Origin of the sequence: Nocardioides sp. WS12 (assembly GCF_014108865.1) — a bacterium.
GTDB lineage: Bacteria > Actinomycetota > Actinomycetes > Propionibacteriales > Nocardioidaceae > Nocardioides.
Genome location: NZ_CP053928.1, coordinates 3,306,632 through 3,329,568 on the forward strand (window position 1 = coordinate 3,306,632; position 22,937 = coordinate 3,329,568).

Annotated in this window: 29 protein-coding genes; 13 read left to right on the plus strand and 16 right to left on the minus strand. The window is 66.1% G+C overall.

Annotated features, from left to right (window positions below; genetic code table 11):
* Position 1: 1 nt before the first annotated feature.
* The 4 genes from hsaA to HRC28_RS16165 form a co-directional block, all read right to left on the minus strand.
* Positions 2-1,189 carry a 3-hydroxy-9,10-secoandrosta-1,3,5(10)-triene-9,17-dione monooxygenase oxygenase subunit gene (hsaA, locus tag HRC28_RS16150; protein ID WP_182376488.1) on the minus strand — a complete coding sequence of 396 codons (1,188 nt, stop codon included), beginning with the start codon at positions 1,187-1,189 and terminating at the stop codon, positions 2-4.
* 70 nt (positions 1,190-1,259) lie between these two features.
* Positions 1,260-2,348 carry a 4-hydroxy-2-oxovalerate aldolase gene (gene dmpG, locus HRC28_RS16155; RefSeq protein WP_182376489.1) on the minus strand — a complete coding sequence of 363 codons (1,089 nt, stop codon included), beginning with the start codon at positions 2,346-2,348 and terminating at the stop codon, positions 1,260-1,262.
* Position 2,349: 1 nt separating this feature from the next.
* The gene (locus HRC28_RS16160) at positions 2,350-3,252 is read right to left on the minus strand and encodes an acetaldehyde dehydrogenase (acetylating) (RefSeq protein WP_182376490.1); all 903 of its coding nucleotides are present in this window, start codon (positions 3,250-3,252) and stop codon (positions 2,350-2,352) included.
* A 2-nt stretch (positions 3,253-3,254) separates the two neighbouring features.
* The gene (locus HRC28_RS16165) at positions 3,255-4,061 is read right to left on the minus strand and encodes a fumarylacetoacetate hydrolase family protein (RefSeq protein WP_237111525.1); all 807 of its coding nucleotides are present in this window, start codon (positions 4,059-4,061) and stop codon (positions 3,255-3,257) included.
* Positions 4,062-4,096: 35 nt separating this feature from the next.
* Between HRC28_RS16165 and kstD the strand changes: the two genes are divergently transcribed.
* From kstD to HRC28_RS16180, 3 genes are read left to right on the plus strand one after another with little or no spacing between them, the layout of a single operon-like run.
* Complete coding sequence (gene kstD / locus HRC28_RS16170) at positions 4,097-5,821, plus strand: 3-oxosteroid 1-dehydrogenase (protein ID WP_182376491.1); 1,725 nt, start codon at positions 4,097-4,099, stop codon at positions 5,819-5,821.
* Between the two features lies 1 nt (position 5,822).
* Complete coding sequence (locus tag HRC28_RS16175) at positions 5,823-6,704, plus strand: MaoC/PaaZ C-terminal domain-containing protein (protein ID WP_182376492.1); 882 nt, start codon at positions 5,823-5,825, stop codon at positions 6,702-6,704.
* Between the two features lie 41 nt (positions 6,705-6,745).
* Positions 6,746-7,189, plus strand: a complete 444-nt coding sequence (locus HRC28_RS16180; protein WP_182376493.1) for an OsmC family peroxiredoxin — start codon at positions 6,746-6,748, stop codon at positions 7,187-7,189.
* On the opposite strand, the gene HRC28_RS16185 is transcribed toward HRC28_RS16180, so the two are convergent.
* A complete protein-coding gene (locus tag HRC28_RS16185; protein WP_202033095.1) occupies positions 7,161-7,625 on the minus strand; it encodes an MOSC domain-containing protein in 465 nt (154 codons plus the stop codon). The two genes, HRC28_RS16180 and HRC28_RS16185, sit on opposite strands and share 29 nt — an antisense overlap.
* Before the next feature lie 41 nt (positions 7,626-7,666).
* On the opposite strand from HRC28_RS16185, the gene HRC28_RS16190 reads away from it, so the two are divergent.
* Together HRC28_RS16190 and HRC28_RS16195 are read left to right on the plus strand one after the other, a co-directional pair.
* The gene (locus HRC28_RS16190) at positions 7,667-8,284 is read left to right on the plus strand and encodes a hypothetical protein (RefSeq protein ID WP_182376494.1); all 618 of its coding nucleotides are present in this window, start codon (positions 7,667-7,669) and stop codon (positions 8,282-8,284) included.
* Positions 8,285-8,310: 26 nt separating this feature from the next.
* Complete coding sequence (locus tag HRC28_RS16195) at positions 8,311-8,934, plus strand: hypothetical protein (protein ID WP_182376495.1); 624 nt, start codon at positions 8,311-8,313, stop codon at positions 8,932-8,934.
* Between the two features lie 55 nt (positions 8,935-8,989).
* Here HRC28_RS16195 and HRC28_RS25650 read toward each other — a convergent pair whose 3' ends face one another.
* Together HRC28_RS25650 and rpe are read right to left on the minus strand one after the other, a co-directional pair.
* Positions 8,990-9,124, minus strand: coding sequence for a hypothetical protein (locus HRC28_RS25650; RefSeq protein WP_272902632.1), 135 nt, complete (start codon positions 9,122-9,124; stop codon positions 8,990-8,992).
* 63 nt (positions 9,125-9,187) lie between these two features.
* Positions 9,188-9,856, minus strand: coding sequence for a ribulose-phosphate 3-epimerase (rpe, locus tag HRC28_RS16200; protein WP_182376496.1), 669 nt, complete (start codon positions 9,854-9,856; stop codon positions 9,188-9,190).
* 113 nt (positions 9,857-9,969) lie between these two features.
* Between rpe and HRC28_RS16205 the strand changes: the two genes are divergently transcribed.
* The 3 genes from HRC28_RS16205 to HRC28_RS16215 all read left to right on the plus strand — a co-directional run bounded on the left by HRC28_RS16205 (position 9,970) and on the right by HRC28_RS16215 (position 11,952).
* The gene (locus HRC28_RS16205) at positions 9,970-10,500 is read left to right on the plus strand and encodes a SigE family RNA polymerase sigma factor (protein WP_182376497.1); all 531 of its coding nucleotides are present in this window, start codon (positions 9,970-9,972) and stop codon (positions 10,498-10,500) included.
* The gene (locus HRC28_RS16210) at positions 10,497-11,681 is read left to right on the plus strand and encodes a hypothetical protein (RefSeq protein WP_182376498.1); all 1,185 of its coding nucleotides are present in this window, start codon (positions 10,497-10,499) and stop codon (positions 11,679-11,681) included. Before HRC28_RS16205 ends, HRC28_RS16210 begins: the two co-directional genes overlap by 4 nt.
* 70 nt (positions 11,682-11,751) lie before the next feature.
* Entirely contained in the window at positions 11,752-11,952 is a 201-nt protein-coding gene (locus HRC28_RS16215) for a hypothetical protein (protein ID WP_182376499.1), read from the plus strand.
* Here HRC28_RS16215 and HRC28_RS16220 read toward each other — a convergent pair.
* Positions 11,942-13,147 carry an aminotransferase class V-fold PLP-dependent enzyme gene (locus HRC28_RS16220; protein WP_182376500.1) on the minus strand — a complete coding sequence of 402 codons (1,206 nt, stop codon included), beginning with the start codon at positions 13,145-13,147 and terminating at the stop codon, positions 11,942-11,944. The two genes, HRC28_RS16215 and HRC28_RS16220, sit on opposite strands and share 11 nt — an antisense overlap.
* On the minus strand, positions 13,144-14,100 hold the full coding sequence (gene ligD / locus HRC28_RS16225) for a non-homologous end-joining DNA ligase (RefSeq protein WP_182376501.1): 957 nt from the start codon (positions 14,098-14,100) through the stop codon (positions 13,144-13,146). Before ligD ends, HRC28_RS16220 begins: the two co-directional genes overlap by 4 nt.
* A gap of 84 nt (positions 14,101-14,184) precedes the next feature.
* Here ligD and HRC28_RS16230 point away from each other — a divergent pair, with 84 nt between their 5' ends.
* The 3 genes from HRC28_RS16230 (at position 14,185) to HRC28_RS16240 (ending at position 16,074) form a co-directional block, all read left to right on the plus strand.
* Positions 14,185-14,916, plus strand: coding sequence for a hypothetical protein (locus tag HRC28_RS16230; RefSeq protein ID WP_182376502.1), 732 nt, complete (start codon positions 14,185-14,187; stop codon positions 14,914-14,916).
* Between the two features lie 206 nt (positions 14,917-15,122).
* Positions 15,123-15,440, plus strand: a complete 318-nt coding sequence (locus tag HRC28_RS16235) for a hypothetical protein (RefSeq protein WP_182376503.1) — start codon at positions 15,123-15,125, stop codon at positions 15,438-15,440.
* Between the two features lie 145 nt (positions 15,441-15,585).
* Positions 15,586-16,074, plus strand: coding sequence for a hypothetical protein (locus HRC28_RS16240; RefSeq protein ID WP_182376504.1), 489 nt, complete (start codon positions 15,586-15,588; stop codon positions 16,072-16,074).
* Between the two features lie 135 nt (positions 16,075-16,209).
* Here the strand turns inward: HRC28_RS16240 and HRC28_RS16245 are convergent, their stop codons facing one another.
* Both HRC28_RS16245 and HRC28_RS16250 read right to left on the minus strand, forming a co-directional pair.
* Positions 16,210-16,515 (minus strand): hypothetical protein, encoded by a 306-nt coding sequence (locus HRC28_RS16245; protein ID WP_182376505.1) that lies wholly within the window; start codon positions 16,513-16,515, stop codon positions 16,210-16,212.
* Between the two features lie 1,016 nt (positions 16,516-17,531).
* Positions 17,532-18,389, minus strand: a complete 858-nt coding sequence (locus tag HRC28_RS16250; protein ID WP_182376506.1) for a hypothetical protein — start codon at positions 18,387-18,389, stop codon at positions 17,532-17,534.
* Positions 18,390-18,490: 101 nt separating this feature from the next.
* Between HRC28_RS16250 and HRC28_RS16255 the strand changes: the two genes are divergently transcribed.
* Together HRC28_RS16255 and HRC28_RS16260 are read left to right on the plus strand one after the other, a co-directional pair.
* The gene (locus HRC28_RS16255) at positions 18,491-18,694 is read left to right on the plus strand and encodes a hypothetical protein (protein WP_182376507.1); all 204 of its coding nucleotides are present in this window, start codon (positions 18,491-18,493) and stop codon (positions 18,692-18,694) included.
* A gap of 138 nt (positions 18,695-18,832) precedes the next feature.
* On the plus strand, positions 18,833-19,363 hold the full coding sequence (locus HRC28_RS16260; protein ID WP_182376508.1) for a barstar family protein: 531 nt from the start codon (positions 18,833-18,835) through the stop codon (positions 19,361-19,363).
* Between the two features lie 55 nt (positions 19,364-19,418).
* Here the strand turns inward: HRC28_RS16260 and HRC28_RS16265 are convergent, their stop codons facing one another.
* The 5 genes from HRC28_RS16265 to HRC28_RS16285 all read right to left on the minus strand — a co-directional run bounded on the left by HRC28_RS16265 (position 19,419) and on the right by HRC28_RS16285 (position 22,757).
* The gene (locus tag HRC28_RS16265; protein ID WP_182376509.1) at positions 19,419-19,697 is read right to left on the minus strand and encodes a hypothetical protein; all 279 of its coding nucleotides are present in this window, start codon (positions 19,695-19,697) and stop codon (positions 19,419-19,421) included.
* 235 nt (positions 19,698-19,932) lie between these two features.
* Entirely contained in the window at positions 19,933-20,088 is a 156-nt protein-coding gene (locus HRC28_RS16270) for a hypothetical protein (RefSeq protein WP_182376510.1), read from the minus strand.
* 133 nt (positions 20,089-20,221) lie between these two features.
* Positions 20,222-20,521, minus strand: a complete 300-nt coding sequence (locus HRC28_RS16275; RefSeq protein WP_182376511.1) for a hypothetical protein — start codon at positions 20,519-20,521, stop codon at positions 20,222-20,224.
* 221 nt (positions 20,522-20,742) lie between these two features.
* The gene (locus HRC28_RS16280) at positions 20,743-22,023 is read right to left on the minus strand and encodes a hypothetical protein (protein ID WP_182376512.1); all 1,281 of its coding nucleotides are present in this window, start codon (positions 22,021-22,023) and stop codon (positions 20,743-20,745) included.
* 485 nt (positions 22,024-22,508) lie between these two features.
* The gene (locus HRC28_RS16285; RefSeq protein ID WP_182380995.1) at positions 22,509-22,757 is read right to left on the minus strand and encodes a hypothetical protein; all 249 of its coding nucleotides are present in this window, start codon (positions 22,755-22,757) and stop codon (positions 22,509-22,511) included.
* Positions 22,758-22,937 lie beyond the last annotated feature (180 nt).

The following is a 22,937-nucleotide window of genomic DNA, read 5'->3' on the forward strand; positions in this document are numbered from 1 at the left end:
GTCAGTACATCCCCGGGTCGACCTTGTGACCGAACTGCTGGGCGCCGTACATCTGGAGCGCCCGCTCGGGGTCGTTGGCAGCGTGCACGCGACCGGCGTGCGCGTCGCGCCAGGCACGCTGCAGGTAGGTGCCCTCGGCGAGCGCACGGCCACCCGATGCCTCGAAGAGCGAGTCGATCGCCTCGATGGCGCGGGAGGTGCCGAGCACCTGGTCGCGACGGACACGCAGGCGCAGTTCGAGCGGGATCTGCTCGCCACGCGCGACGTGGGCCTGCTCCTCGCGGATGTTGCTGATCAGCAGTGCCCAGGCTGCGTCGATCTCCGAGGAGGAACGCGCGACGCGGACCGCAGCGAACGGGTCGAGCGAGGCCTTCTCACCGAGGTACGCCGCGCGGACGCGCTTCTGCTGCATCTCGACGTGCTCGGCGTACGCACCCTTGGCCATGCCGATGATCGGCGTGGCGATGGTCGAGGTGAAGATCGAGTGGAACGGCAGCTTGTAGAGGTCACTGGTGTTCACGGCCTGGCCGGGACCCTTGCACGCGCCGGTCTCCCCCATCGAGAGCGTGAATGCCTCGGGGACGAAGACCTCGTCGACGACGATGTCGTTGGAGCCGGTGCCGCGCAGACCGACGACGTTCCAGACGTCGACGATCTGGTACTTGTCCCGCGGGATCATGAACGTGCGGAAGTCGACGATCTGGCCGTCCTCGTTGAAGACGAGTCCACCGAGCAGCACCCACGTGCAGTGGTCGCTGCCGGAGGAGAAGCTCCACTTGCCCGAGAGCGTGAAGCCACCCTCGGTCAGGATCGCCTTGCCGGTCGGGGCGTACGACGACGAGAGACGCACCGTCTGGTCGTCACCCCACACGGCCTGCTGTGCCTCGTCGGCGAACAGGCCGACCTGCCACGGGTGGACACCCACGACGCTGGAGACCCAGCCGGTCGCGCCGTCGGCCGAGGCGATGTCGCGCACGGCGGTGTAGAAGGCAACGGGGTCGGCTTCCATGCCGCCGTACCGCTTCGGCTGGAGGAGCCGGAAGAAGCCGGTCTCCTCGAGCTCCTTGATGGAGGCGTCCGGAATGACGCGCAGACGCTCGCCCTCTTCGGCTCGCTCGCGAATGGTGGGAAGCAGGTCACGCACGCCGTCAAGTACGGCGTTCACCTCGGGGGCGAAGTCCTGGTTCATTGGGGAGCTCCTGATTTCTGCGACAGTCCGTCAAGGTCAATAATAGAACACGTTCTAGTTTTGGCAAGTACTACACGCCAACGACCTCTGCATCGCGAGCCTTGAGCATCAGCGCGATGTCGATGAGTTGGTCTTCCTGGCCGCCGATCAGCTTGCGTCGGCCGGCCTCGAGGAGGATCTGGGCACCCGAGACGCCGTAGCGTTCGGCCGCGTTCCCGGCGTGCTTGAGGAAGGAGGAGTAGACGCCGGCGTAGCCCATCATCAGCGTCATCCGGTCGAGCTGGCACTCCTCGGGCATGGCCGGCTTGATGACGTCCTCGGAGGCGTCGACGATCTTGAGGAAGTCGACCCCGGTGGTCCAGCCGAGCTTGTCGGCGACCCCGACGAACGCCTCGAGCGGCGTGTTCCCAGCGCCGGCACCGAAGCGCCGGACCGAGCCGTCGATCTGGGTGGCACCTGCCCGGGCGGCGATCACGGTGTTGGAGACCCCGAGGCCGAGGTTCTCGTGGCCGTGGAAGCCGACGTCGGCCTGGTGGCCGATCTCGGCGACGACCGCGGAGACGCGGTCGGCGGTCTGTTCCATGATGAGCGCACCGGCCGAGTCGACGACGTACACGCACTGGCAGCCGGCGTCGACCATGATCCGCGCCTGCTTCGCCAGCACTTCCGGCGACTGGGTGTGGGACATCATCAAGAACCCGACGGTCTCGAGACCGAGGTCGCGGGCCAGGCCGAAGTGCTGGATGGAGACGTCGGCTTCGGTGCAGTGCGTGGCGACGCGGCAGATCTGGCCGCCGTTGTCCTGCGCAGCCCGGATGTCGTCCTTGGTGCCGAGGCCGGGGAGCATCAGGAAGGCGATCTTGGCCCGCTTGGCCGTCTCGGCGGCGATCTTGATGAGTTCCTGCTCCGGGGTACGGGAGAAGCCGTAGTTGAAACTCGACCCGCCGAGACCGTCGCCGTGGGTCACCTCGATGACCGGGACGCCCGAGTTGTCGAGGGCTTCGACGATGTCGTGCACCTCGGTCGCCGTGAACTGGTGCCGCTTGTGGTGCGAACCATCGCGCAAACAGGTGTCGGTCAGGCGGAGGTCGAGCTTGCCGAACGGCTCGTCGCCGTGGGTGCCGGACCAGGTGCGCTGGAGGGTGTTGAGGTCGGTCATGTCAGTTGCTCCCGATGATGTGACGGGCGATGTTCTCGCCGACCTGCGCAGCAGCGGCGGTCATGATGTCCAGGTTTCCCGAGTACGGCGGCAAGAAGTCGCCCGCGCCCTCGACCTCCACGAAGATGGAGACCCGCTTGCGACCCTGGGTCGCCTCCGAGGGCCCGTCGAACTGGGGCTCCTGCAGCAACCGGTAGCCGGGGACGTACTCCTGGACGGCCTTCTCCATGCGGTGCACCGACTCGGCGATGGCGTCCTCGTCGGCGTCGGGGTCGACGGCGCAGAAGATCGTGTCGCGCATGATCATCGGCGGCTCGGCGGGATTGAGGATGATGATCGCCTTGCCGCGCTCGGCACCACCGATGCTCACGACGCCGGCCGACGTGGTGCTGGTGAACTCATCAATGTTGGCGCGGGTACCCGGACCAGCCGAGACACTCGACACCGATGCCACGATCTCCGCGTACGGCACCGGGGTGATCCGGGAGACGGCGTTGACCATCGGGATCGTGGCCTGGCCACCGCAGGTGATCATGTTGACGTTCATCGCACCGACGTGTTCGAGACCGTTGACCGGCGGGATGACTGCCGGGCCCACCGCGGCCGGGGTCAGGTCGATCGCACGGATGCCGGCCTCGGCATACCGCGGCGCGTACTCGCGGTGCACATACGCAGACGTCGCTTCGAACAACAGGTCGGGCAACTCGTCCTGCTTCAGCAGCCAGTCCACACCCTCGTGGCTGACCTCAAGGCCCTTGTCGGACGCGATCCGCAGGCCCTCACTGGCGGCGTCGACACCGATCATCCAGCGCGGCTCGACCACATCGCTTCGCAGCAGCTTGAAGAGCAGGTCGGTGCCGATGTTGCCCGGCCCAACGATTGCGGCGGTCAGTTTCCTTGCCATCTCTACTCCTCGAACTCAACAGTCAGGGGCGCGAAGCCGCTGATGGATGCCGACACCCGGTCACCCGGGGCGAACGGCACGAAGGGGCCCAGGGCCCCGGACAGGATCAGGTGGCCGGCGCGCAGCGGGTCTCCGAAGCGGTACGCCTGGACGGCGAGCCAGCGCAGGGCCTCGAGCGGGTCGCCCAGGCAGGCGGCACCGGTGCCCGCAGAGCGTTCCTCGCCGTTGATGGTGAGCGACATGACGACGTCACGCGGCTCGAACTCCTCGAGGCGACGGCCTTCATTCCCGACGACGTAGAGACCGCTGGACGCGTTGTCGGCCACGGTGTCGGTGAAGCCGATGTCCCAGTTCTCGATCCGGGAGTCGACGATCTCCAGGGCCGGGATGGCCACGTCGACGGCGGCGCGCACCAGGTCGAGGGTGATCTCGTCCTCGCTGGCAGGGTTGATGTCGGCGGCCAGGATGAAGGCGACCTCCGCCTCCACCCGCGGCTGGACGAGCGTGCTCATGGAAATCGGGCGGCCGTCGACGCCGTAGCTGACGTCCATGTCGCTGAGCAGGTAGCCGAAGTCGGGCTGGTCCACGCCGAGCTGGCGCTGAACGGCCTCGGAGGTCGCGCCGATCTTGCGGCCCACGACGGTCACGCCACCGGCGAGCCGGGCCTGCACCAGACCCTGCTGGACGGCGTACGCCGTCGGGAGGTCATCGGTGCCGATCAGGTCGCGAACGGCCGCACAGGGCACCCGCGTTTTCTGGGCATCCGCCAGGCGGGCCACGGCGGCCTCGACGGCAGTGGGAGTAGTCACGATGGAGATACTAGAACCTGTTACAGTTTTGTGCCATGACGGGATCCCACTCAGCCGCCACGAGCGACGTCCTGCCGACCGAGGTCGACGTTGTCGTCGTAGGCGCCGGTGGCGCGGGCATGAGCGCAGCACTGCGCGCCGGCCGCCACGGCCTTGACACGATTCTCATCGAGAAGAGCGCCTACTTCGGTGGCTCCACGGCCCGCAGCGGCGGAGGTGTCTGGATTCCGGGCAACTACGCGCTCAAGGCCGCCGGGCAGGACGATCCCGATGACCTCGACAGGTCCAAGACCTACCTCGACTCGATCGTCGGAGACACCGTCCCGAAGATCCGCCGCGACACGTACATCGACCGCGGCCCCGAGGTCATGGACTTCATCAAGGAGCAGACCCCCGTCCGCTTCCGCTGGGTCCCGGAGTACGCCGACTACCTGCCCGAGCAGCCCGGAGGCCGCCCGCGCGGCCGCAGCGTCGAGCCGGTGCCCATGGACGCACGCTTCCTCGGCGACGAACTCCGTCGCCTGCACCCGGCGTACACGAAGGCGCCCGCGAACCTGATCGTCACCCAGGCCGACTACCGCAAGATCAACCTCGGCCTGCGCTCGATCAAGGGTCCGCTCACGATGTTCCGGGTCATGCTGATGCGACTGCTGGCGATCGCCACCGGCAAGAAGATGTTCGCGATGGGCAACGCCATCGCGATCGGCCTGCGCAAGGGCCTCACCGACGCGGGCGTGCCCGTCGCCTACGAGACCGCGCTGCAGGACCTCCTGGTCGAGAACGGTCGCGTGGTCGGCGTCGTCGTCGAGGTCGCGACAGGATCGACCACCGAAAGGCGCGAGATCCGGGCCCGGCGCGGCGTGATCCTCGGCTCCGGCGGGTTCGAGCACAACCAGGAACTCCGTGAGAAGTTCCTCCCCCAGCCGACCACCACGGACTGGTCGACCGGAGCCAAGTCCAACACCGGTGGCGGCCTGTTGGCCGGCATGACCGCCGGCGCGGCCACCGACCTGCTCGACGACGCCTGGTGGGGACCGACCATCCCGCTCCCGGGGCGCGCGTGGTTCTGCCTCGCCGAGCGCAACCTGCCCGGATCGATCATCGTGAACTCCGCTGGCAAGCGGTACATGAACGAAGCACTCCCCTACGTCGAGGCCACGCACGAGATCTACAAGGGCGAGGCCACCGGCGTCCCGCACGTGCCGTCCTACATGGTCTTCGACCAGACCTACCGCAACCGGTACCTCTTCGCCGGTGTGCCCGGACGGCAGCCGTTCCCCGGCCGTTGGTACAAGGACAAGATCGTCGCTCGCGCCGACTCGCTCGCCGAACTGGCCGAACTGGTCGGCGTCCCGGCGGACACGCTGGGCTCAACCGTCGAGCGCTTCAACGGCTTCGCCCGCACCGGCGTCGACGAGGACTTCCACCGCGGCGAGAGCGCGTACGACAAGTACTACTCCGACCCGAAGGTGAAGCCGAACTGCTCACTCGCCCCGATCGAGAAGGGCCCGTTCTACGCGGTCAAGATCGTCCCGGGCGACCTCGGCACCAAGGGCGGTCTGGTCACCGACGAGCACGCCCGCGTGCTGCGTGAGGACGGCTCGGTCATCGGTGGCCTGTACGCCGCCGGCAACGTCTCGTCTGCCGTCATGGGCAACACCTACCCGGGCCCGGGCGGCACCATCGGTCCCGCCCTCGTGTTCGGCTATCTCGCCGTCGAAGACATCGTCTCGACAGACTCGACCATCGGGAGCGACTGACATGCCCATCGACCCGTCCGTCGCGATCGGAGCCGACCTCGGCGCCCGCACGTTCTCCTGGACCGAGTCCGACGTCCTGCTGTACCACCTCGGCATCGGCGCCGGCACCCGCGCGGGCGACAACCTCGCACCCGCTGCACTCCGCTACACACTCGACAACGCGGCGCTCCAGGTGCTGCCGTCGTTCGGCGTCGTCGCACCGACCTTCCACGAGACCGACCCGCCGCCGCTGGACCTCCCGGGGTGCGACATCAACCTGGCCCAGGTCGTCCACGGCTCCCAGTCGATCTCCGTGTCCGGGCCGCTGCCGACCTCGGGTACGGCGACGATCCGCACCACGCTCACCGACATCTGGGACAAGGGCAAGGCCGCAGTCATCTGGCAGGAGGCCGTTGCGACGTCCGACGCCGGTGAGGAACTGTGGCGCGTCCGCTCGTCGATCTTCGTCAAGGGCGAGGGTGGCTGGGGCGGCGACCGTGGCACGAGTGAGCCCGTCGTGGTGCCCGAGCGTGCACCCGACCACGTGTCGTCGTACACGGTGACACCGCAGCAGGCCCTGCTCTACCGCCTCTGCGGCGACCGCAACCCGCTGCACGCCGACCCGGACTTCGCGAAGGCGGCCGGATTCCCCGCACCGATCCTGCACGGCCTGTGCTCCTACGGCATCGTGCTGCGCGAGCTCACCGACGGCCTGCTCGGTGGCGACGCCGCCGCCGTGGCCGGCTTCACGGCCCGGTTCGCCGGCGTCGTGTTCCCCGGCGAGGCCATCAAGGTCACCGGTTGGCGCGAGGGCGACCGGATCGTCGCCACCGGTGCGATCGACGGCGGGGACCGCAACGGCTCCCCCGTGCTCGCTGACTGCGTGGTCGACACCACCGGTTGAGTCGTACGGTGGGGACCTCATCCCCGTCGAGAGGTCTCCCCATGCCGATTCGCACCGCACGCACCGCCTGGAACGGCGGACTCATGGATGGTTCCGGACAGGTCGAGCTGACCTCGTCCGGTGTCGGCACCTACGACGTGTCGTTCCCGAAGCGCGCCGCCGACGAGGCCGACGGTACGACGAGCCCCGAGGAACTCGTGGGCGCGGCCCACTCCGCGTGCTTCGCCATGTCGCTGTCGAAGGCGATCGCGGACGCCGGCGGCACTCCGATCGCGCTGGACGTCACCGCCGACGTGACGCTCGGTCCCGACCCGGCCGGAGGCTTCCGGATCACCCTCATCAAGCTGACCGTCCGCGGTGAAGCTGAAGGTCTCGACAACGACGGCTTCGTCGCAGCAGCGGAGAAGGCGAAGGCCGGTTGCATCATCAGCAAGGCGCTCGCCGGCGTCGACAGCATCATCCTGGACGCGGCGCTGGAGAGCTGACTCCGACGACAGCGTCCCCGACGCTGATCGTCCCGCCCTCGAGCACCCGGAACACGGTGCCGGCACGACGGCGCAGCGCCTCTTGGGCGCCGGCGCCGATCGTGTCGTCAAGCAGCTTGCACGGTGCGGCGACCCGTACGGCTTCCAGCAGTACGTCGCCGATCCTCAGCAGCGAGCCGGGGTCCCGCGGGATGATGCCGTGGCTGACGGTGAGGTTCCGTCGGGTCAGGTGCGAGGGCACCTCACGCCCGTAGACCGCGGCGGCCTCGTTGAGCGACTCCCGGCTCTGCACGGTGACGTGACGGTGCCGCGTGCCGTGGTACCGATCGCCCACGATGCCCTTGCCGGCCTCCACTTCGACGGTGGCCTTCGCCTGCATGGGCAGCCGCGTCGCCTTGGCGAGGTGGATGGACTCGACAACGGGCGGCAACTCCACGTCCCCGAGGTTAGGGTGCAGCCCATGGCAGGACAAACGGAATGAGTGACGTACTGGAAGTTCGGCTGCCAGCGCCCGCCGGCCAGGTGTCCGTGATGCGTCTCGTCGCCGTTGTGGTGGGCGCCGTCCTGTCGGTGAGCGTGGTGATCGCGCTCCTCACTCAGGACCTCGCCTCACTGGACCGCGTCGACGCGATCCTGCTCGCCGCAGCCGGTCTGCTGATCCTCGGCTGGGGCGTCGTCGGCCTGATCGGCAACAACGCGCGCCTCCGGTACGACGGCGTCCTCCGCCTCGACCCCGATGGCCTGGCCCTGCACACCGGGTCGGCCCGTGAGGGCGGGTGGGCGCACCTCGCCTGGCACGACCTGGAACGCGTCGAAGTGCACTGGTGGGAGATCGTGCCGCCGTTCGTCGAGGACCCGGAACACCTTCCTGTGCTGCGATTCATCAGCCGCGACGACACGTACATCCAGGCCACCGGAGACCACGTGCAGTCACGCGCGCTGGCCGGAGCGTTCCAGGTGGAGCCCGCGTCGGCGGCCCTGATCGCTGTCCTCGGCTGTTCGTCGCAGGACGCACTGTGGCAACTCGGAGCATGGCTCGGCGAGCACCAGCACGAGGTCCCGGTCGAAATCGGCGCGCCGCCTGACCTCCCCTAGGATTCCCGCATGCAGGAGATCTCGGGATGAGTACGCCGTTGGAGATTCGCCGATTCGTCCCGCCCGCAGCTTGGCGGTTCTTCGCCATCGAGTGCGCCTTGGCGCTCGGCGGCGGACTTCTTCTGGTCAGCGCGCTGGTTGCCGCCAGCACGGGAGACATGACGAGATTCCAGCAGTTCAACGCGGTGATGTTCGGCGTCATCGGAGTCCAGTTGATGACGTTCGGGCTGCGTGGGCTGCTCCGCAATCCCGGACTGCTGAACCGGGAAGTGATTCTTCGGCTCAGCGACGAGGGCATCTCAGTGCGCCACGGACTCTTCGCGGACAAGGCCGGTTGGGGCCGTCTTGCCTGGACGGACCTCAGCGCCATCGTCGTACGAACGCGCACCCTCGGGCCGCCGCTCTTCGGGGCCGAGACCGAGAGGCCGGTCATGTTCTTCGTCGCCCGGGACGAGGCAGCCATCAAGGTCGACAGGATCACGTCGTACGACGCCACCAAGGCTCTCGTCCTGGGCATCAGCCCCGTGGCTGCGGTCCTCGCCATGATCGTGGCCACTCACGGCCCGGATCAGATTCGCTTGATCGAGGATTGGCTCACCAGGAACCGACCCGCTGTGCTGTTCCAGGCGGCCAGCAACCCCGTGCACTGAGGGACGTCCCCATGACCCCGCCACCAGGCGGAGCCACGGGTGCGCTCAAGGATCGTCAGCGACCCTTGCCCGGGGGAACGATCGACGACGTGCTCTTCGCATCGGCCTTGGCGTGCTTGTCCGCGCGCTTCTCCTTCAGAGACTTGCCCGCTTTCTTGGACAGGTTCTGACGGGGTGACTTGTCGGCCATGACTGCTCCTTTGAGTGGAAGCCTGAACGGCTTCCCCACCGACAGTACGCGTGGGGTGCGGAGCTACTTCGCCTGTACGGCGGCAGCCGCCTCGCGCAAGGACGCGATCATCTTGTCCGGGTCCTCGGCGGAATAGACCGCCGAGCCGGCGACGAACACGTCGGCCCCTGCTTCGGCGCAGCGCTCGATGGTCTCCAGGGAGACGCCACCGTCGACCTGCAGCCAGGTCTCGACGCCGTGCTTGTCCATCAGGGCGCGGGCCCGGCGAATCTTGGGCAGGCACATGTCGAGGAACTTCTGGCCGCCGAAGCCGGGCTCCACGGTCATGATCAGCAGCATGTCGAGCTCGGCGAGCATGTCCTCGTAGGGCTCGATCGGCGTGGCAGGCTTGAGGGCCATGCTCGCTCGGGCACCCGCCTTGCGGATCTCCCGCGCCAGTCGCACCGGAGCCTTGGCAGCCTCGACGTGGAAGGTGACCGAGCCACAACCGGCCTCCACATAGGCGAGGGCGTTGCGATCCGCGTCGTCGATCATCAGGTGCGCGTCCAGGGGCACCGAGCTGGCCCGGGCCAGCGCCTCGACCATCGTCGGACCGAAGGTCAGGTTCGGCACGAAGTGGTTGTCCATCACGTCGACATGCACCCAGTCGGCGCCGGGGATCCGTGCGACTTCCTCCCCGAGCTTCGCGAAGTCGGAGTTGAGGATCGACGGCGTGATCTGGATGTGGCCCACGATCGGCCAGTCTAGGGAGCCTGCGCACCGGCCGGGAAACTCGCGTACAACCCTTTGCGTGGCTCGCGCGTCCTAGGGACATGGAGCGGCAACATGAGCCTGGTGGAGGCGCGATGACAGCGCGGCCCCGGAGGGGCGCGGCCGACCGCTCCGCGGACGAACGGGACGACGCCGCGTTCGCGGCCTTCGTCGCGGCCCGACTCCCCCACCTGCTCAAGCTCGGCCGGGCACTGACCGGCGACGACCAGCGCGGAGCAGACCTCGTGCAGGACGCCCTCGAACGCACGCTGCTCCGTTGGAAGCGGGTCGATGACCCTGAGGCGTTCGTACGACGCGCGATGGTCAACCGCAGCGTGTCGGTCTGGCGCAAGGTACGCCGGGAACGCCCCTTGACCGACCGGGGCGATGGTGGACCGTCCGCTGCGGACCGGCCCTTCGATCACGAACTCCTCGCCGCCGTACGACGGCTGCCACCGCGGCAGCGGGCCGTGATCGCGCTGCGGTACTACGAGGACCTCACCGAGGCCCAGACCGCCGAAGTGCTCGGGTGCTCGGTCGGGACGGTCAAGAGCCAGGCCCACCGCGCGATGGCCGCGCTCCGTGTCCAGTTGCCCACCTTCGCCGACCGGGAGGAGTTGTCATGACCAGTCTTGAGGACGCGCTGCGTCAGACCTTCGGCGCGGTTGTCGACGGTGCCACCGACCGGATGCTCACCGACGTACGACGCGGCGCCCGGCGGCGTCGTACGACGCGGACCACCCTGGGTGCCGTGGCGGCGTCGGCTCTCCTGGTCGGCGGCATCGCGTTCGGTGGCTCGCTGCTGTCCGACGACAGTTCGCGTCCGTCCCCGGCGCCGAAGCCGACGGAGACGGTCACCGACCCAGCTCCGGCAGACGCACTCGGCTCGGCTCTCGCGGTGGAGGCCGCAGGCGACATCCTCTACGTGACCGTCGACGAGGTGGCGTGCAGCTGCTCGGTCCTCTACACGCGCGGTGCGGACGAGTGGGCGGAGTTGCACCGGTTCCCCGTGCCCTTCGTGGATCGCCTGTCGTTCGCGCCGGATGCCGAGAACGGCTGGGCGGCCGCCGCGGGTCAGGTGTGGTCGACGCACGACGCCGGCCAGACCTGGGGCCGTGTCGATCTCCCGCCGGAAGCACCCGAGGACATCGGCGACAGCTACGTCGTGGACTCGTCCGACACCCACGTCTGGATCGTCAACCTCGGTAGCGGCAGTCTCTGGCGCTCGCCTGTGGGAGCCGACGACTTCACCCGGTTCGACGTGCCCGACACCGACGGGATCCAGGACATCGCCGTCTTCGCGCACAGCGTGCTCGGCGAAGTCGTCGTGGTTGACCCCCGGCCGACCGGCGAAGGCAACACCACGTCCGTCCCTCGCATGAGTACCGACGGCGGCGACTCGTGGCGTGAGCTCCCCCGGCCGTGCTCAGGCGAGAACCGGATGCGTGCCAGTCGGGATTCGATCTACGTGGGGTGCCAAGGTGCGAGCGAACCGGAGGCCACCTTGTACCAGTTCTCTTCAACCGGAGGCGGACAGTTCGTCGGGTACAGCGGAGGCGGCGACCTGTCCGGTTTCACACCCCTGACGGACCATCTCGTCCTCTTCACCCTGCCCACGGACATCGAACAACCGGTACCGGGAAGACACGGCTTGATGACCCCGACAGGTGTCGTACCGAGTGACACCGGCCTGACTGCCGACGCGTCGATCTGGGACGCCGCCCAGGTCGGCGACCGCCTCTACCTGGCCACGACCGAAGGGCTCCTCGAGTCGACCGACGATGGCCGGACGTGGCACCGGATCTGAACTTCTCCGATCGGCCACGAAGAGACCGATGGGAAGCCTACGATCTCGTTATCGGCCCAAGGAGGCCCGCATGATGATGAACAGTGAGGCCCGCAAGAGGGCCCAGGAACAGGCCAACGCCCAGCCGTTGGCTGCCGTCGCCCACCTCGCCGATGTCTGGGACGAGAAGGCCGACCACGAGGACGCATGCGGCAACGGCTTCGCCGCTGCGGTCCTCCATGCGCAGGCGCGCGAACTACGCGCAGCGCTCTCGGAGCAACTCAGCGCCTGAGCGCCGCCGCGATCGCACTGATCCCGGCCTCGACCTCCGCGAAGGACGTCGAGAGCGGCGACAAGCCCAGGCGCAGGCCGTCGGGCTCCCGGAAGTCGGGCAGCACGTCCTCGGCCCACAACTCCGCTGTGACCGCACGCATCTGCGGGTGGGCGATCGTCACGTGCCCGCCGCGTTGTGCGGGATCCCTCGGTGACGCGAAACGGACATCGGGCAGGTCGCGGTCGATCAGGGCGGCGGCGTACTCCGTCAGCGCAACCGACTTGTCGCGGAGGGCCGGGATGCCGACAACCTCCAGCAGGTCGACCATGTCTTCCAGCCCGAGCATTCCGATGATGGGCGGCGTTCCGCTGATCAGGCGTCGGATACCGGTGGCCGGCGCGTAGGTCGGCCCCATCGTGAAGGGGTCGGCGGCCCCCATCCAGCCCTGGATCGGTTGCACGAAGGCATCGGCCGTCAGGTGCCGCTGCGCGACGTAGCCGAAGGCCGGCGAGCCAGGTCCCCCGTTGAGGTACTTGTAGGTACAGCCGACGGCCAGGTCGACCTGCCACTCATCGAGTTCCACCGGTACGACGCCCGAGGAGTGGCAGAGGTCGACCAGGATCCACGCGCCCGCGTCGTGGGTGAGCCGGGTCAGCGCTTCGATGTCCGCCATCCAGCCGGACTTGTAGGCGACGTGGCTGACCACGACCAGCGCGGTCTGCGGACCAAGAACCGCTGCCAGCCCGTCCAGTGTGACACCGCCGTCCGGGTCGACGTCGAGCCAGCGCACGGTGAGCCCGCATTCGTGAGCGACGCCCTCGACGATGTACCGATCCGTCGGGAAGTTGTCGCGGTCGACGACGATCTCGCTCCGGCCCGGATGCGCCGCCACAGCAGCGCGGACCAGTTTGTAGAGCAGCACGGTGGTCGAGTCCCCGACAGCGGTCTGGCCCGGTGCCGCGCCCAGGGCCACCGCAGCAAGCCGGTCGCCGAGCACGAGGGGCAGGTCGAACCAGCGCTCGTCCCAGCCACGGATCAGTCGTCCGCCCCACTCCTCCGCGACGAACGCACCGATCCGGTCGGCGGTCGCACGTAGCGGCCGGCCGAGGGAGTTGCCGTCCAGGTAGACCAGCGACGTGTCGGCACCGACAAAGAGATCGCGGAGCGTGGCCAATGGGTCGGCCGCGTCCAGCGCGGTCGCGTCGAGTGTCACGTCGTCTCCTCGTCCGGGACGGGCTTGCCGTCCGCCTCGTCCCGATCTGCCCACTCCAGCAACGGTGCAATGTCGAAGACGTGGTCGTCGATGTCATGGTGCAGGTCGCCGATCTCGGCGAAGCGCTTCGGCACGGTGAGGATCGTGAAGTCCTTCGGGTCGGCGTCATCGATCTCGTCCCACCGGATCGGCGTCGATACCCGCGCATCGGGCAGGCCGCGGACCGAGTAGGCGGCCGCGATCGTGTGATCTCTGGCGTTCTGGTTGTAGTCGACGAACACCGCTGCCGGGTCGCGGTCCTTCGTCCACCACGTCGTGGTCACCAGATCGGGCGCCCGCCGTTCGACCTCGCGCGCGAAGGCGAGCGCCGCCCGTCGTACCGCCTTGTGCTCGTGGTCGGGACGGATCCGCACATAGATGTGCAGACCCTTGCTGCCACTGGTCTTCGGGTAGCCGACGGCACCGAGTTCGTCGAGGACCTCGTGGGCGATGTGGGCCACCTTCCGGATGGTGTCGTACGACGACTCGGGACCGGGGTCGAGATCGATCCGCCATTCGTCCGGCTGTTCGACCGCACCGCGACGGCTGTTCCACGGATGGAACTCGACGGTCGACATCTGCACCGCCCAGATCACCGACGCCAGTTCGGTCACGCACAACTCGTCGGCCGTCCGCTTCCAGCGCGGGAAGAACAGTTCGACCGTCTCCACCCACGGCGGCGCACCAGCGGGAAGCCGTTTCTGATGCACCTTCTCCCCCGCCAATCCCTTGGGAAAGCGGTGCAGCATGCAGGGCCGTTCGCGCAGGGCGTTGACGATGCCCTCGCCAACGGAGAGGTAGTACTCGACCAGGTCCAGCTTGGTGGCACCGATCTCCGGGAAGTACACGCGCTCCGGATTGCTCACCCGCACGACGCGGCTCTCGACCTCGATCTCGATCGCCGGGGACGCCATGTCGGCGACCTTACCGGTCTCTGGCAGCTGCAGATCCGCGCTTTTGGGCCGCATAGCCGCCGTGAGTGCTGACAGACTCATTTCATGCCGCCCATCCGTGAACTTCGTGACCGTTGGCGCGGAGACCGACAGAAGTTGGCGCGCGAGACGGTCGTACGGCTCGTGACAGGCAGTGCGCTGGCTGGGCTGGACCTAGCCGAGATCGACGGGCGCGTCGACCTTCGCGGACTATGGCTCGTGTCATCCAAGGATCTACCCGGCCTGACGCCCGGTGATCCGCTTGCGACGGTGCCAACTGCGCGTGAAGTGACATGGCGAGACCTCGACCTGTCTCACTCAACCTTCCGCATCGATCTACAGGACGCGCAGGTGGAGAACGTTCGCTTCGCCAACGTCGGTTGGCAGCACTGGAGAGCCACATCGTCCACGTTTCGACTTTGTTCCTTCACAGGCTCTGACCTGCGAGACGCGAACTTCGACGGCTACAACTCAGGTCTCCAGGACCGTCCGATTCCGAACCCCAGTTCGACGTACTGGCGCTGCCATTTCCAGCGAACACGCATAGGGCCGTACGGCAGTTTCGGGCGCGCCACCTTTGAGGAGTGTCGCTTCTCCGACACAAGGTTTCCCAGCGCAATGTGGTTTCGGGGCGCGGACGTTCGTCGTTGCGTATTTTCCGGATCGTTCAAGACCGTGTGCTTCGGTTGGACCGGCCCGTGGTCTGAAGAGCCTCCCTGGCTTGAGGCAGATCTAAGCGGCGCCTCGTTCGATGACCTTGAGGTCTATGCGCACTCTGGTCCGGGGGTCGTCATCTAGGGCACCGCGCTCAGCGTGCTGATCGGATCGCGACTACATGAGCGAGCCCCGGATGTGGTCGCAGTTGACGGCGGTTCTTCGGCAATGAACGCCGCTTCCATCGCCTCCGTGAGACCATCACCGGCATGGAGGGACGCGCTCTGAACCGGGAGCCTCGCAAACAATGGGCTTGGCTTGTTCCTTGGTTGTCTAGTGGCGTCGCGTCCGTGATCGCCGACGTCACGCGCACCGAACGCGTGAGCTTCTTTCTTACCGGGCTCGCGGCAGGGGTGATCTGGCAACTCCTGTATCGCCGTGATCTCGCATCGCGGCTGACCCCTATGTCGGTCGTTGTCGCCGTCGGGGTCGTAGCGGCGCTCACGACTCGTCAGGAACTCCGCTGGAACGACATGAACACGGTTGGCTTGCTCGCGATCGGCGTCCTTCTTGGCTTGATCTACACCGAGCAATACCAGCGATGGCAAGATCGAACCGCGTGGAAGCGGTCTTCTCATCTTGAGCTTCACAGCGACGCAAGCGTCTGAACATTACGCAAGGCACAGTCGCGTTGGACCTGTGAGCGTTCCGGATCCGACAGCGAAATGGTCGGACGTTCCACTCCGTCAGCGGTACAAGCGTTTTCCGCGGCACGCGCCTGGACCACTCGGCGCCTGACCCCAGCACGCCTGGATGAATACTGTCGCTGTGCCACGAGAGCCAGACGCCGATGCCTTTATCCTGCTGCTTTTGTGCCTTGTTCTGCTGGCGGCCAGCGTCGTCGGCCTCCCGTTTGCCCTCGCCGCCAGCAGGAACGAAGGAACCCCCGGCACTTTCACCGCAGTGGAGAGAGACTGCGACCGCTACGCCTGCAGTTGGACCGGAGTATTCGTGAGTGACGACGGCCGGATACGCGACGAGCACGCGGATTTCTCGAGCGAGAACATCGAAAGAGCTGGCGACAAGGTTCGGGCCCAGAAAGGCGTCGCCGGCGACGAGTCGGTCTACGCGCCGAACAGCCGTTTCTGGTTGTTCTGGCTGTTCGCCGATGTGGGATGTCTTGCCTACGTGGTCTGGTACTTCCGAGCTTGGCGACGCAGCCGCCCCGGTGAACCCGAGACCACCGGTCCCGACCCGGACACCAGTGCCGTAGACGACGCAGCTGACCGAGACCGCAGCTGAGTCTTGCTCTCGCGTGCGGGGTTGGCGTCGTAGTAGTTGTTGCGCTCAGGTCGCTTCGTACGCCCTCACCTACCAACAATGGTGCAATAACCGCACTTTCGCACGACCGCTCAGGCGCCAGATCCGGACGTCCTACTACGGCGTTTCAGTCTGGGCCGCGGTCACGCCTGCGCGATTGCGCCGATCCCAAACCCAGAATGCGGCAACGAGGACTACGCCGATGCTGTACCCGAGGATGTGCAACTTGGTGATACCGATGAGGTACTGACTGACGAGCCAACCGACCCCGAGTAGCACTAAGAATGGCTGGAAGACCTTCTCCACCCGGTCCCGTTGGATCGTCGCCACGATGATCCCGTGTACGAGAATGCCGAGCCCGAACAGTATTGGCGCGGAGTGAAGTCCCTCAACGCCGTCCACCGGCACTGCGAGCAAGCCCATGCTGAGCAGAGCTCCTGCCCAGCACAGGTGTTTACGCACAGTCCAGGGTGGATCTTCGGACGGCTGAGTGTCATCTCGCGAACCGTCGAAGGACTCGCTCCTATGCTCCACCTGTCGAGCCTAAGGGGTCAGCAGGTGGCAGGTCGGCGTTCTCTGAACACGCCCCTCCGAAGCCCGACACAACCGGTCCGCGGCAGAGTCGGGCGGTTCACCGGGGCAGAACCAGTCGCCTTCTCGGTACAGGTGCCGCGTGTCCCGGGCGGTCGGCATTGAAGCCGAGTCGCGATGGGACGCAAGTACTAAAGTGACGGGGTATGTGGGGTCACCAACTCAGCCGTGAGAACCCCGCGAGGGGCGGGTTCCTTCTCGTGGTCGCCATTCTCGTGGTGATTTTGGGTCTCTCTATTGCCTTTTTCGCGAGCGGCGCTGAGCTCCTGGGCGTCGCGATTAGTTCCCTGATACCCGGCATGCTGTGGACTCTCTGGCGAACACGGCAAGAGTGGGTATTCGACCCTGACAGCGCCAGGCCTGGGCGAACGTAACTGACCTCGTCGCGGCATCTGAGTGCGGCCGCGCGAACTAGCGCCTGAGCAAGATGTACCGGCGATCCGCCCAGTGCGCTGCGCGACTGATCAACATCCCCGCAATCATGGTTGGCACAGCCGTGAGATACACGGGACTCGGCGCATCAGCCCAAAGGCTCAGAAGACCGATGAGGGCAGCCGCGATTGAGATGCCGCCAGCGATATCGGAGATCCAGGCGAATGGGGTTCGTCGCTCAGTCAGCCGGGCCCAGACCGACTTCGGCTCAACGATCCCTCGGTGGGAGCGCGGCGCGCGAGTGTCGGAAGGGGTCACGCACTCACACTATCTGGCCAAGCGCGTAGACGGCGCCGTTCCGAGCTTCGCGCTGCAGGGTGCCGGCGGGCGCTCGGGCAGTCGGGCGGTCCCGCTCCGGCTGCGGCTACTTGTTTCATAGACCTCGGGACCGGTGTCTGGATGTCATGGCTGCGCACTTACGGGAAGAGGTACGGGCTGGGTCCATCTTGTACGCGAGGATGCAGACCCGCAGCCCTTGCGACTTCCAGTCCGTGACTGCACTCGACGTGGCTCGCTACGTACAAGTGGTAGTCGTAGCCCACGATGATTGCGAAGTCGAAGTCCTCAGAGGTCCACCAGTAACCACAGGCTGGCTCTTCTCGAAGAGCTGAACGCACTTGATCCATCAGCTCGTCGAGTCCCATGGTTGCGCTGCGATCGACCTCGACCCGAAACCGGGAAGCTCCAGACTCGACTGCCATCGCGCGAAGGGAGTCGAGATGGGCTTGTTCGGCCATCAGGTAGCTGGCCATCGTCAGGACCACGCCGTTGAAAGAGTCGCCGACGTCGCTGATAGAGGTCCAGGTCCCGTCGTCGAAGTGGGTGATCGCGTGCTCGACGTCGTACTTGATCAGGTGGCAGTGAAAGGGAAGTGAGCGCAGCCGCTGCATGGACGTATTCCGCCACCAGTGTCCGATCGAGCGCGGCAACCAGTTGTCGACGAGACGCCACAGATCATCGAGGACCTCATCGGCGACGCATGCTTCGGCACGGAGGCGACTATTGCCTCGCAAGCGGCGGCCGAATGTCTCGCGGTCGTCGTTCATCCACAGTCCCAGCACGATCGAGTGTGCTTCGCTTTCATACGCCGTCGAGCTCTCGGGGTATTCATTGGCGGCTTGATCGGGATCCCAGCGAAAGAGCAGGATGGTTGCGAGTTCTGCGCGCCCAGCCTCGGCAGACCACCGGCCGAACTCTTCTCGCGTCAGGTCCTGCAGCCTTATGAGAGCAGAGTTCACCGCGCTGGAGTCGACTGCGGGATCACTTTCACTCATGCGGCACCTTGTCACGTGCGTTGCAGCAACCGCATTCCCTTTGGCAGGCCAGCACTCAGCGCCATGGTCGGGCGGTCGCGGATCGCCACTACAGTCGGCTCATGTTCAACGCGCGCCGCCCGGAAGGACCGAAAGCACTGCACTTCGTCGGCGTCGTCATTGCGTTTCTTTGTGGTGCCGCCTTTGCGGCCTTCGCCGAGTTGCTAAACGCTCCCGCCTGGACAGTCATCGTTGCCTGGGCCGTCGGCATCGTCGCAGGACTGCAGATTGCGTCAGTGCTGAACCGCCGACTCTTTCCCTCATAGTCGAGGCGGCATCCGCTCAGACAGCGACATAGCCGGGCGTCCCGCCGCGACAGCGGCATCTAGGAAGGTCGCGGGTGATGAACCGTCCATTAGCGCGACGTTCGAGAGGTCAAGGCCGGCCGCGGCTAGCGTTACGTCATGACGAGTTGGGACCGTGCCGTTGCGGTCGAGCATCCGGTTGACTTCAGATTGGCTCTCAACGGTCCCGTGACGCTCTTTTGGCGGGAGTCGATCCTCGAAGACACCGTTCAGTGGCTCAGGCAACACGGCTACCGAGTGGTGGAGATCGACGTATCCAGCACTACCAGCAAGGTGGAACTCCTCGTCGAGATCGGTAGGCGTCTTGAGTTTCCAAACTACTTCGGACGCAGCCTGGAGGCCTTCAACGACTGCATGGGCGATGTGGCCAGTGGCGAGTACGGATGGGATCGCTCTGACGCTGGACTTGTCCTAGTACTCAAGCACTTCCGTAAGTTTGCACTTCTGGAACCCAGCGTCGCGCACAGCATTCTCGACACGTTCACCGCGCAAGCGCGGTACGGGATGCTGTTCGGCAACCGACTACTTTGCCTCGTCCAAACAGCCGATCCTCGACAGAGATTCGAAGGGGTAGGCGCCGAGCGAATCATTTGGAATGACGCCGAGGCCATGGACTCCTCTCGCGGTTGATGGCAACCGCCGCCCGGAGTCCTCTACGCCCGACGCGGCAGTTGAGGGCGTTTCGTCAAGCGGCGAGAGCCAGTCGGGCGATCCGGAGGATGCGCTCGTAGTACGTCTGAGCTTCTGCCGGAAACGCCCCGATGGATCGTTGGAGTTCTTCGGCGGCTTGCAACGACCGAGACCGGTCCAGGTCGGAGCGCGAACCCGCCCGCTTTGCCCAGCCGTAGATGTCGGCACCGACCATGACCGCATCCACTTCTCCGTAGTCGAGGCCCTTCTCCACGGAATTGGGGAACGGCTCGGCTGCGTGGAGACGCATCTCCTCGACAAGGGTGGCGGCCACAAACGCAGCCTAGGACTCCCAGCGCTTGGCGGCACGACCGATCGGCGGCTTGAACGACGCTTCGCCCCGAGATCGGCATGACCCTCCGGCGGAGAGGGATCCGGGAAAGAGCATTAGGTTCTGAACCGGGCAGACAGGAAGGGCGAGGTACGTGATCGAAGATCAGCGCGCGGCGGACGTGTACTCAGCGTCAATCTTCAAAGTAGGAGGCGCGCCCTGGTGGAGTTGGCTCGTCTCAGTCCTCTTCTTTCTTCCTGACATCCTGTTTGATGACCGTTTCACGGTCTTGGTCACTCGTCTCGACGACGGCCGTGCCGTAGGAGTTGCATCCGCGGTGAGACAGCGGACCATTGCGATGAAGCTTGCCCAGGTGCAGGTCGATCTGGCTCACATGAGTCTCACTGGATTCAGCGCCAAGTACGACCTCGCGGAGATCGACTCGCCTGGATAACCCCCCGGAACCCTGCTGCCCCGACAGCGGAATGGTCGGGCGTCCCGCTCCGACAGCGGCACGGTCGGACGGATCAGAGCAGCGTCCAACTTCCCAGTTCGTCAGGGTCGGTACCGCGCGCGAATGCTTCAACGACCGTCTGGGCACGGATCGCAGTGCAGACGAATGCTCCACCGAAAGGAACATCGGTGTCGAAGATCCGAAAGTCACGTGACGTGTCCTCGTCTACAACCCAGTCGCCGTCAAGCAGGAAGCATGAATCCGCATCCCGGAAGAGGTGCACGACGGCTAGGTCATCGGCAGTCGAGATCGACATCATCGGGTAGGCCGCTCCTTGGCGAGACACCTCGCGGTAGGCCTCGTCTTCATTCACGTCGGCAGCATCGCAGCCGCGTCTGTTCCGCGCCATCCGCGATAGACATCCGCACTGCCGCAGCGCGCTGTCTGGGACATGGGCGTTCGTCAGCCGCCACCAATCCGAGCGAGAGGTGGGGGCGGGTGCCCAATGGTTCTCCGCAGTTCGGGCTGCGACCTGGCTCGCTCAGCTGCTCGACGAGTCGTTCCGCGTCCTTGGGTATCACCAGCCGTTCCCGTTCAGCTGTGTTGCTGATGGTTCAGGTAAGTCGCATACAGCTGGTCAGGCATGGGCGGCGGGTGAAGTGCCAGGGTGGCGGGGTTGATGATCGCTCCGCCGAAGTCGAGGCGCGCCTGTTCGAGGGTTGCAGGGTTGACTCCGGTAGGGCGATTGTCGGCAGAGATGGGTTGCGTGAGGTCGCTGTGGTTGAGCCACGGTTCTGGATCGACGGCGGACACCGCGTGTCGATCGTTGCCGAGTGGTGTGATCGTCCAGCGTTCAGGCGGCAGGATCGTCTTGGCGAGTTGATTAGTTGTGAGGACCTGATGGACGTAGGCGTCGAGGACGTAGTCCGGCAGGAGGTGAAGGACCCGCCACCGGTCGGTGCCAGCGGCATCAATTGGGGAGCGGTGGTTCTGCTGAGCTGGCTGAGCTTCCCATCCGGTCAATCCCGTCGCGCTCTGACGAATGCTGGTGGTCCACCCGTGAGGCGCAAGGGCATCGGTGATCGTGACCAGGTCGGCCAACGCAGGGCGCTGGTCGGCGCGAAGGTCGACCTCTTGGAGGGTGAGAAGGCCGTAGCGGTCTGTCCCGACATACCGCATTCGGTGCGGTGAAGCCTGCTTCACTCCGAACATGTACGAGAGCCTTTCGGGCTGCTCGGGTGCGTCTGCCAAGAAGCCGAGGACGCTCTCGGCGGAAGCAGCCACCGGGGTGGATTCAATCACTCCGGACAAATAGGTATCGCCCTCGCCGTCGAGGCACCATTCGATTGCGGTCTTCAGCACGTGGCGAGTGAGCTCGGCCTCCACCAACCAGCCGTAGCGCGGGCGGGCATAAGAGTCGGTGTCGGCGTAAAGCCGGTCAAGATCGACCGGAAGGGTGACGACGGCGCTCAATGTCGAGAAGTACCCGTTCGTTCCGCCTTTGAAGACTGGGTGCAACTTTGCCCTGGCCGGGCGCAGGACTCCGACTATTCCGCGGTCAGTGAGGCCGGTTGAGATTTCGTCGAGGACGGCCTCGATCGGCCCCTTGAAACCGAACGGTTGGAGTCGGCAGAGGGGGCCGTTCGGAGCCGCGATGGCCTCGGAGATCCATCCGCGGGCGTAACCGACACCCTCCAACGCGCGCCAGCGTTGTCGGCAGTCGCCGAGTACGTCTTGGAATGCGGCAAGCGTCGAAGCGTCGCCGGCGGCCTGAAGTTGAAGTGGCTGCTTCCCGCTGCCGAACCCACGCTTGAACGCCCGCGCCGTGTACGTGACACCTGCCGAGGTCCGGCCTGCTTCATCACGTTCGGTCACAGCACTACGTCCCAGCTCCGCATCCACGTTCGGCCATTGCGATTACGTCCCACCCAAGGCTATCCGGACCAGCTGATCAGCAGCGGGCAAACTGCAGCAGGGCTGCGCCCCAACAGCGGCATGAGTGTGCTGCCGTCCGCACTGATGCAGTTGTTGGGGCACCATTGCCCGATGAAGTCGTGGTTTGGGCGTGGCAACAGACGACCCTCCGAGTTCGACGTGGGATCCCGAGTGATCGTCCGGCAGGACCCCGACTACGGTCCTGGCCCGTGGCCTTCCGAGCCCACGGGGCGGATCGTCGCCCATCCGGACGGTGCAAGCTTCGCCGAGGTCACGACTGTTTCAGGTCCGGAACGCTCGTGGTGGGTGGTCTTTGACGAGCCACAACTCGACGTAGACGGCGACGGCCCGTACCGAGAGTCACAGGTCCTCCAGCGATATTTGGAGCCTGCCGAGTAGCCCGCTCGGCGGCAGAGGAGGTCGAGTTACTCCCACCCACGCGAGGCGTAGGACTGACGGTCGACTTCGGGAAAGTCCGTCGTATAGGCGCCCCAACCTTGGCGCTCCCAGTAGAGAGTCATCGCCTCGAAGTGACTCTCTGCTTCGACGGACCAGACGAGTTGGGCGCTCAGCGAGAGGCCGCGTCGCGCGTCGTCGCCCATCGGACCCGCGAGACAGAACGTCAGGTAGCCGCCCGCGTCGGGCTCGGGGTCTTCCCACAACTCATGCAGCACCTGGACAGGCTACGGATCAAAGGCGACGCATGACGACCCGCCTATCGGCAGCACCGAGCGGTTCGCGGCATGTCAGTGCGCCTGGGTGCGAGCGATGCGATCCCTGTTAGCGGGGTGGTTTGGTGTCACTCAGTGGCAGCAAACCACCCCGATGACGGACGCCCACGCGGACCGACGCTC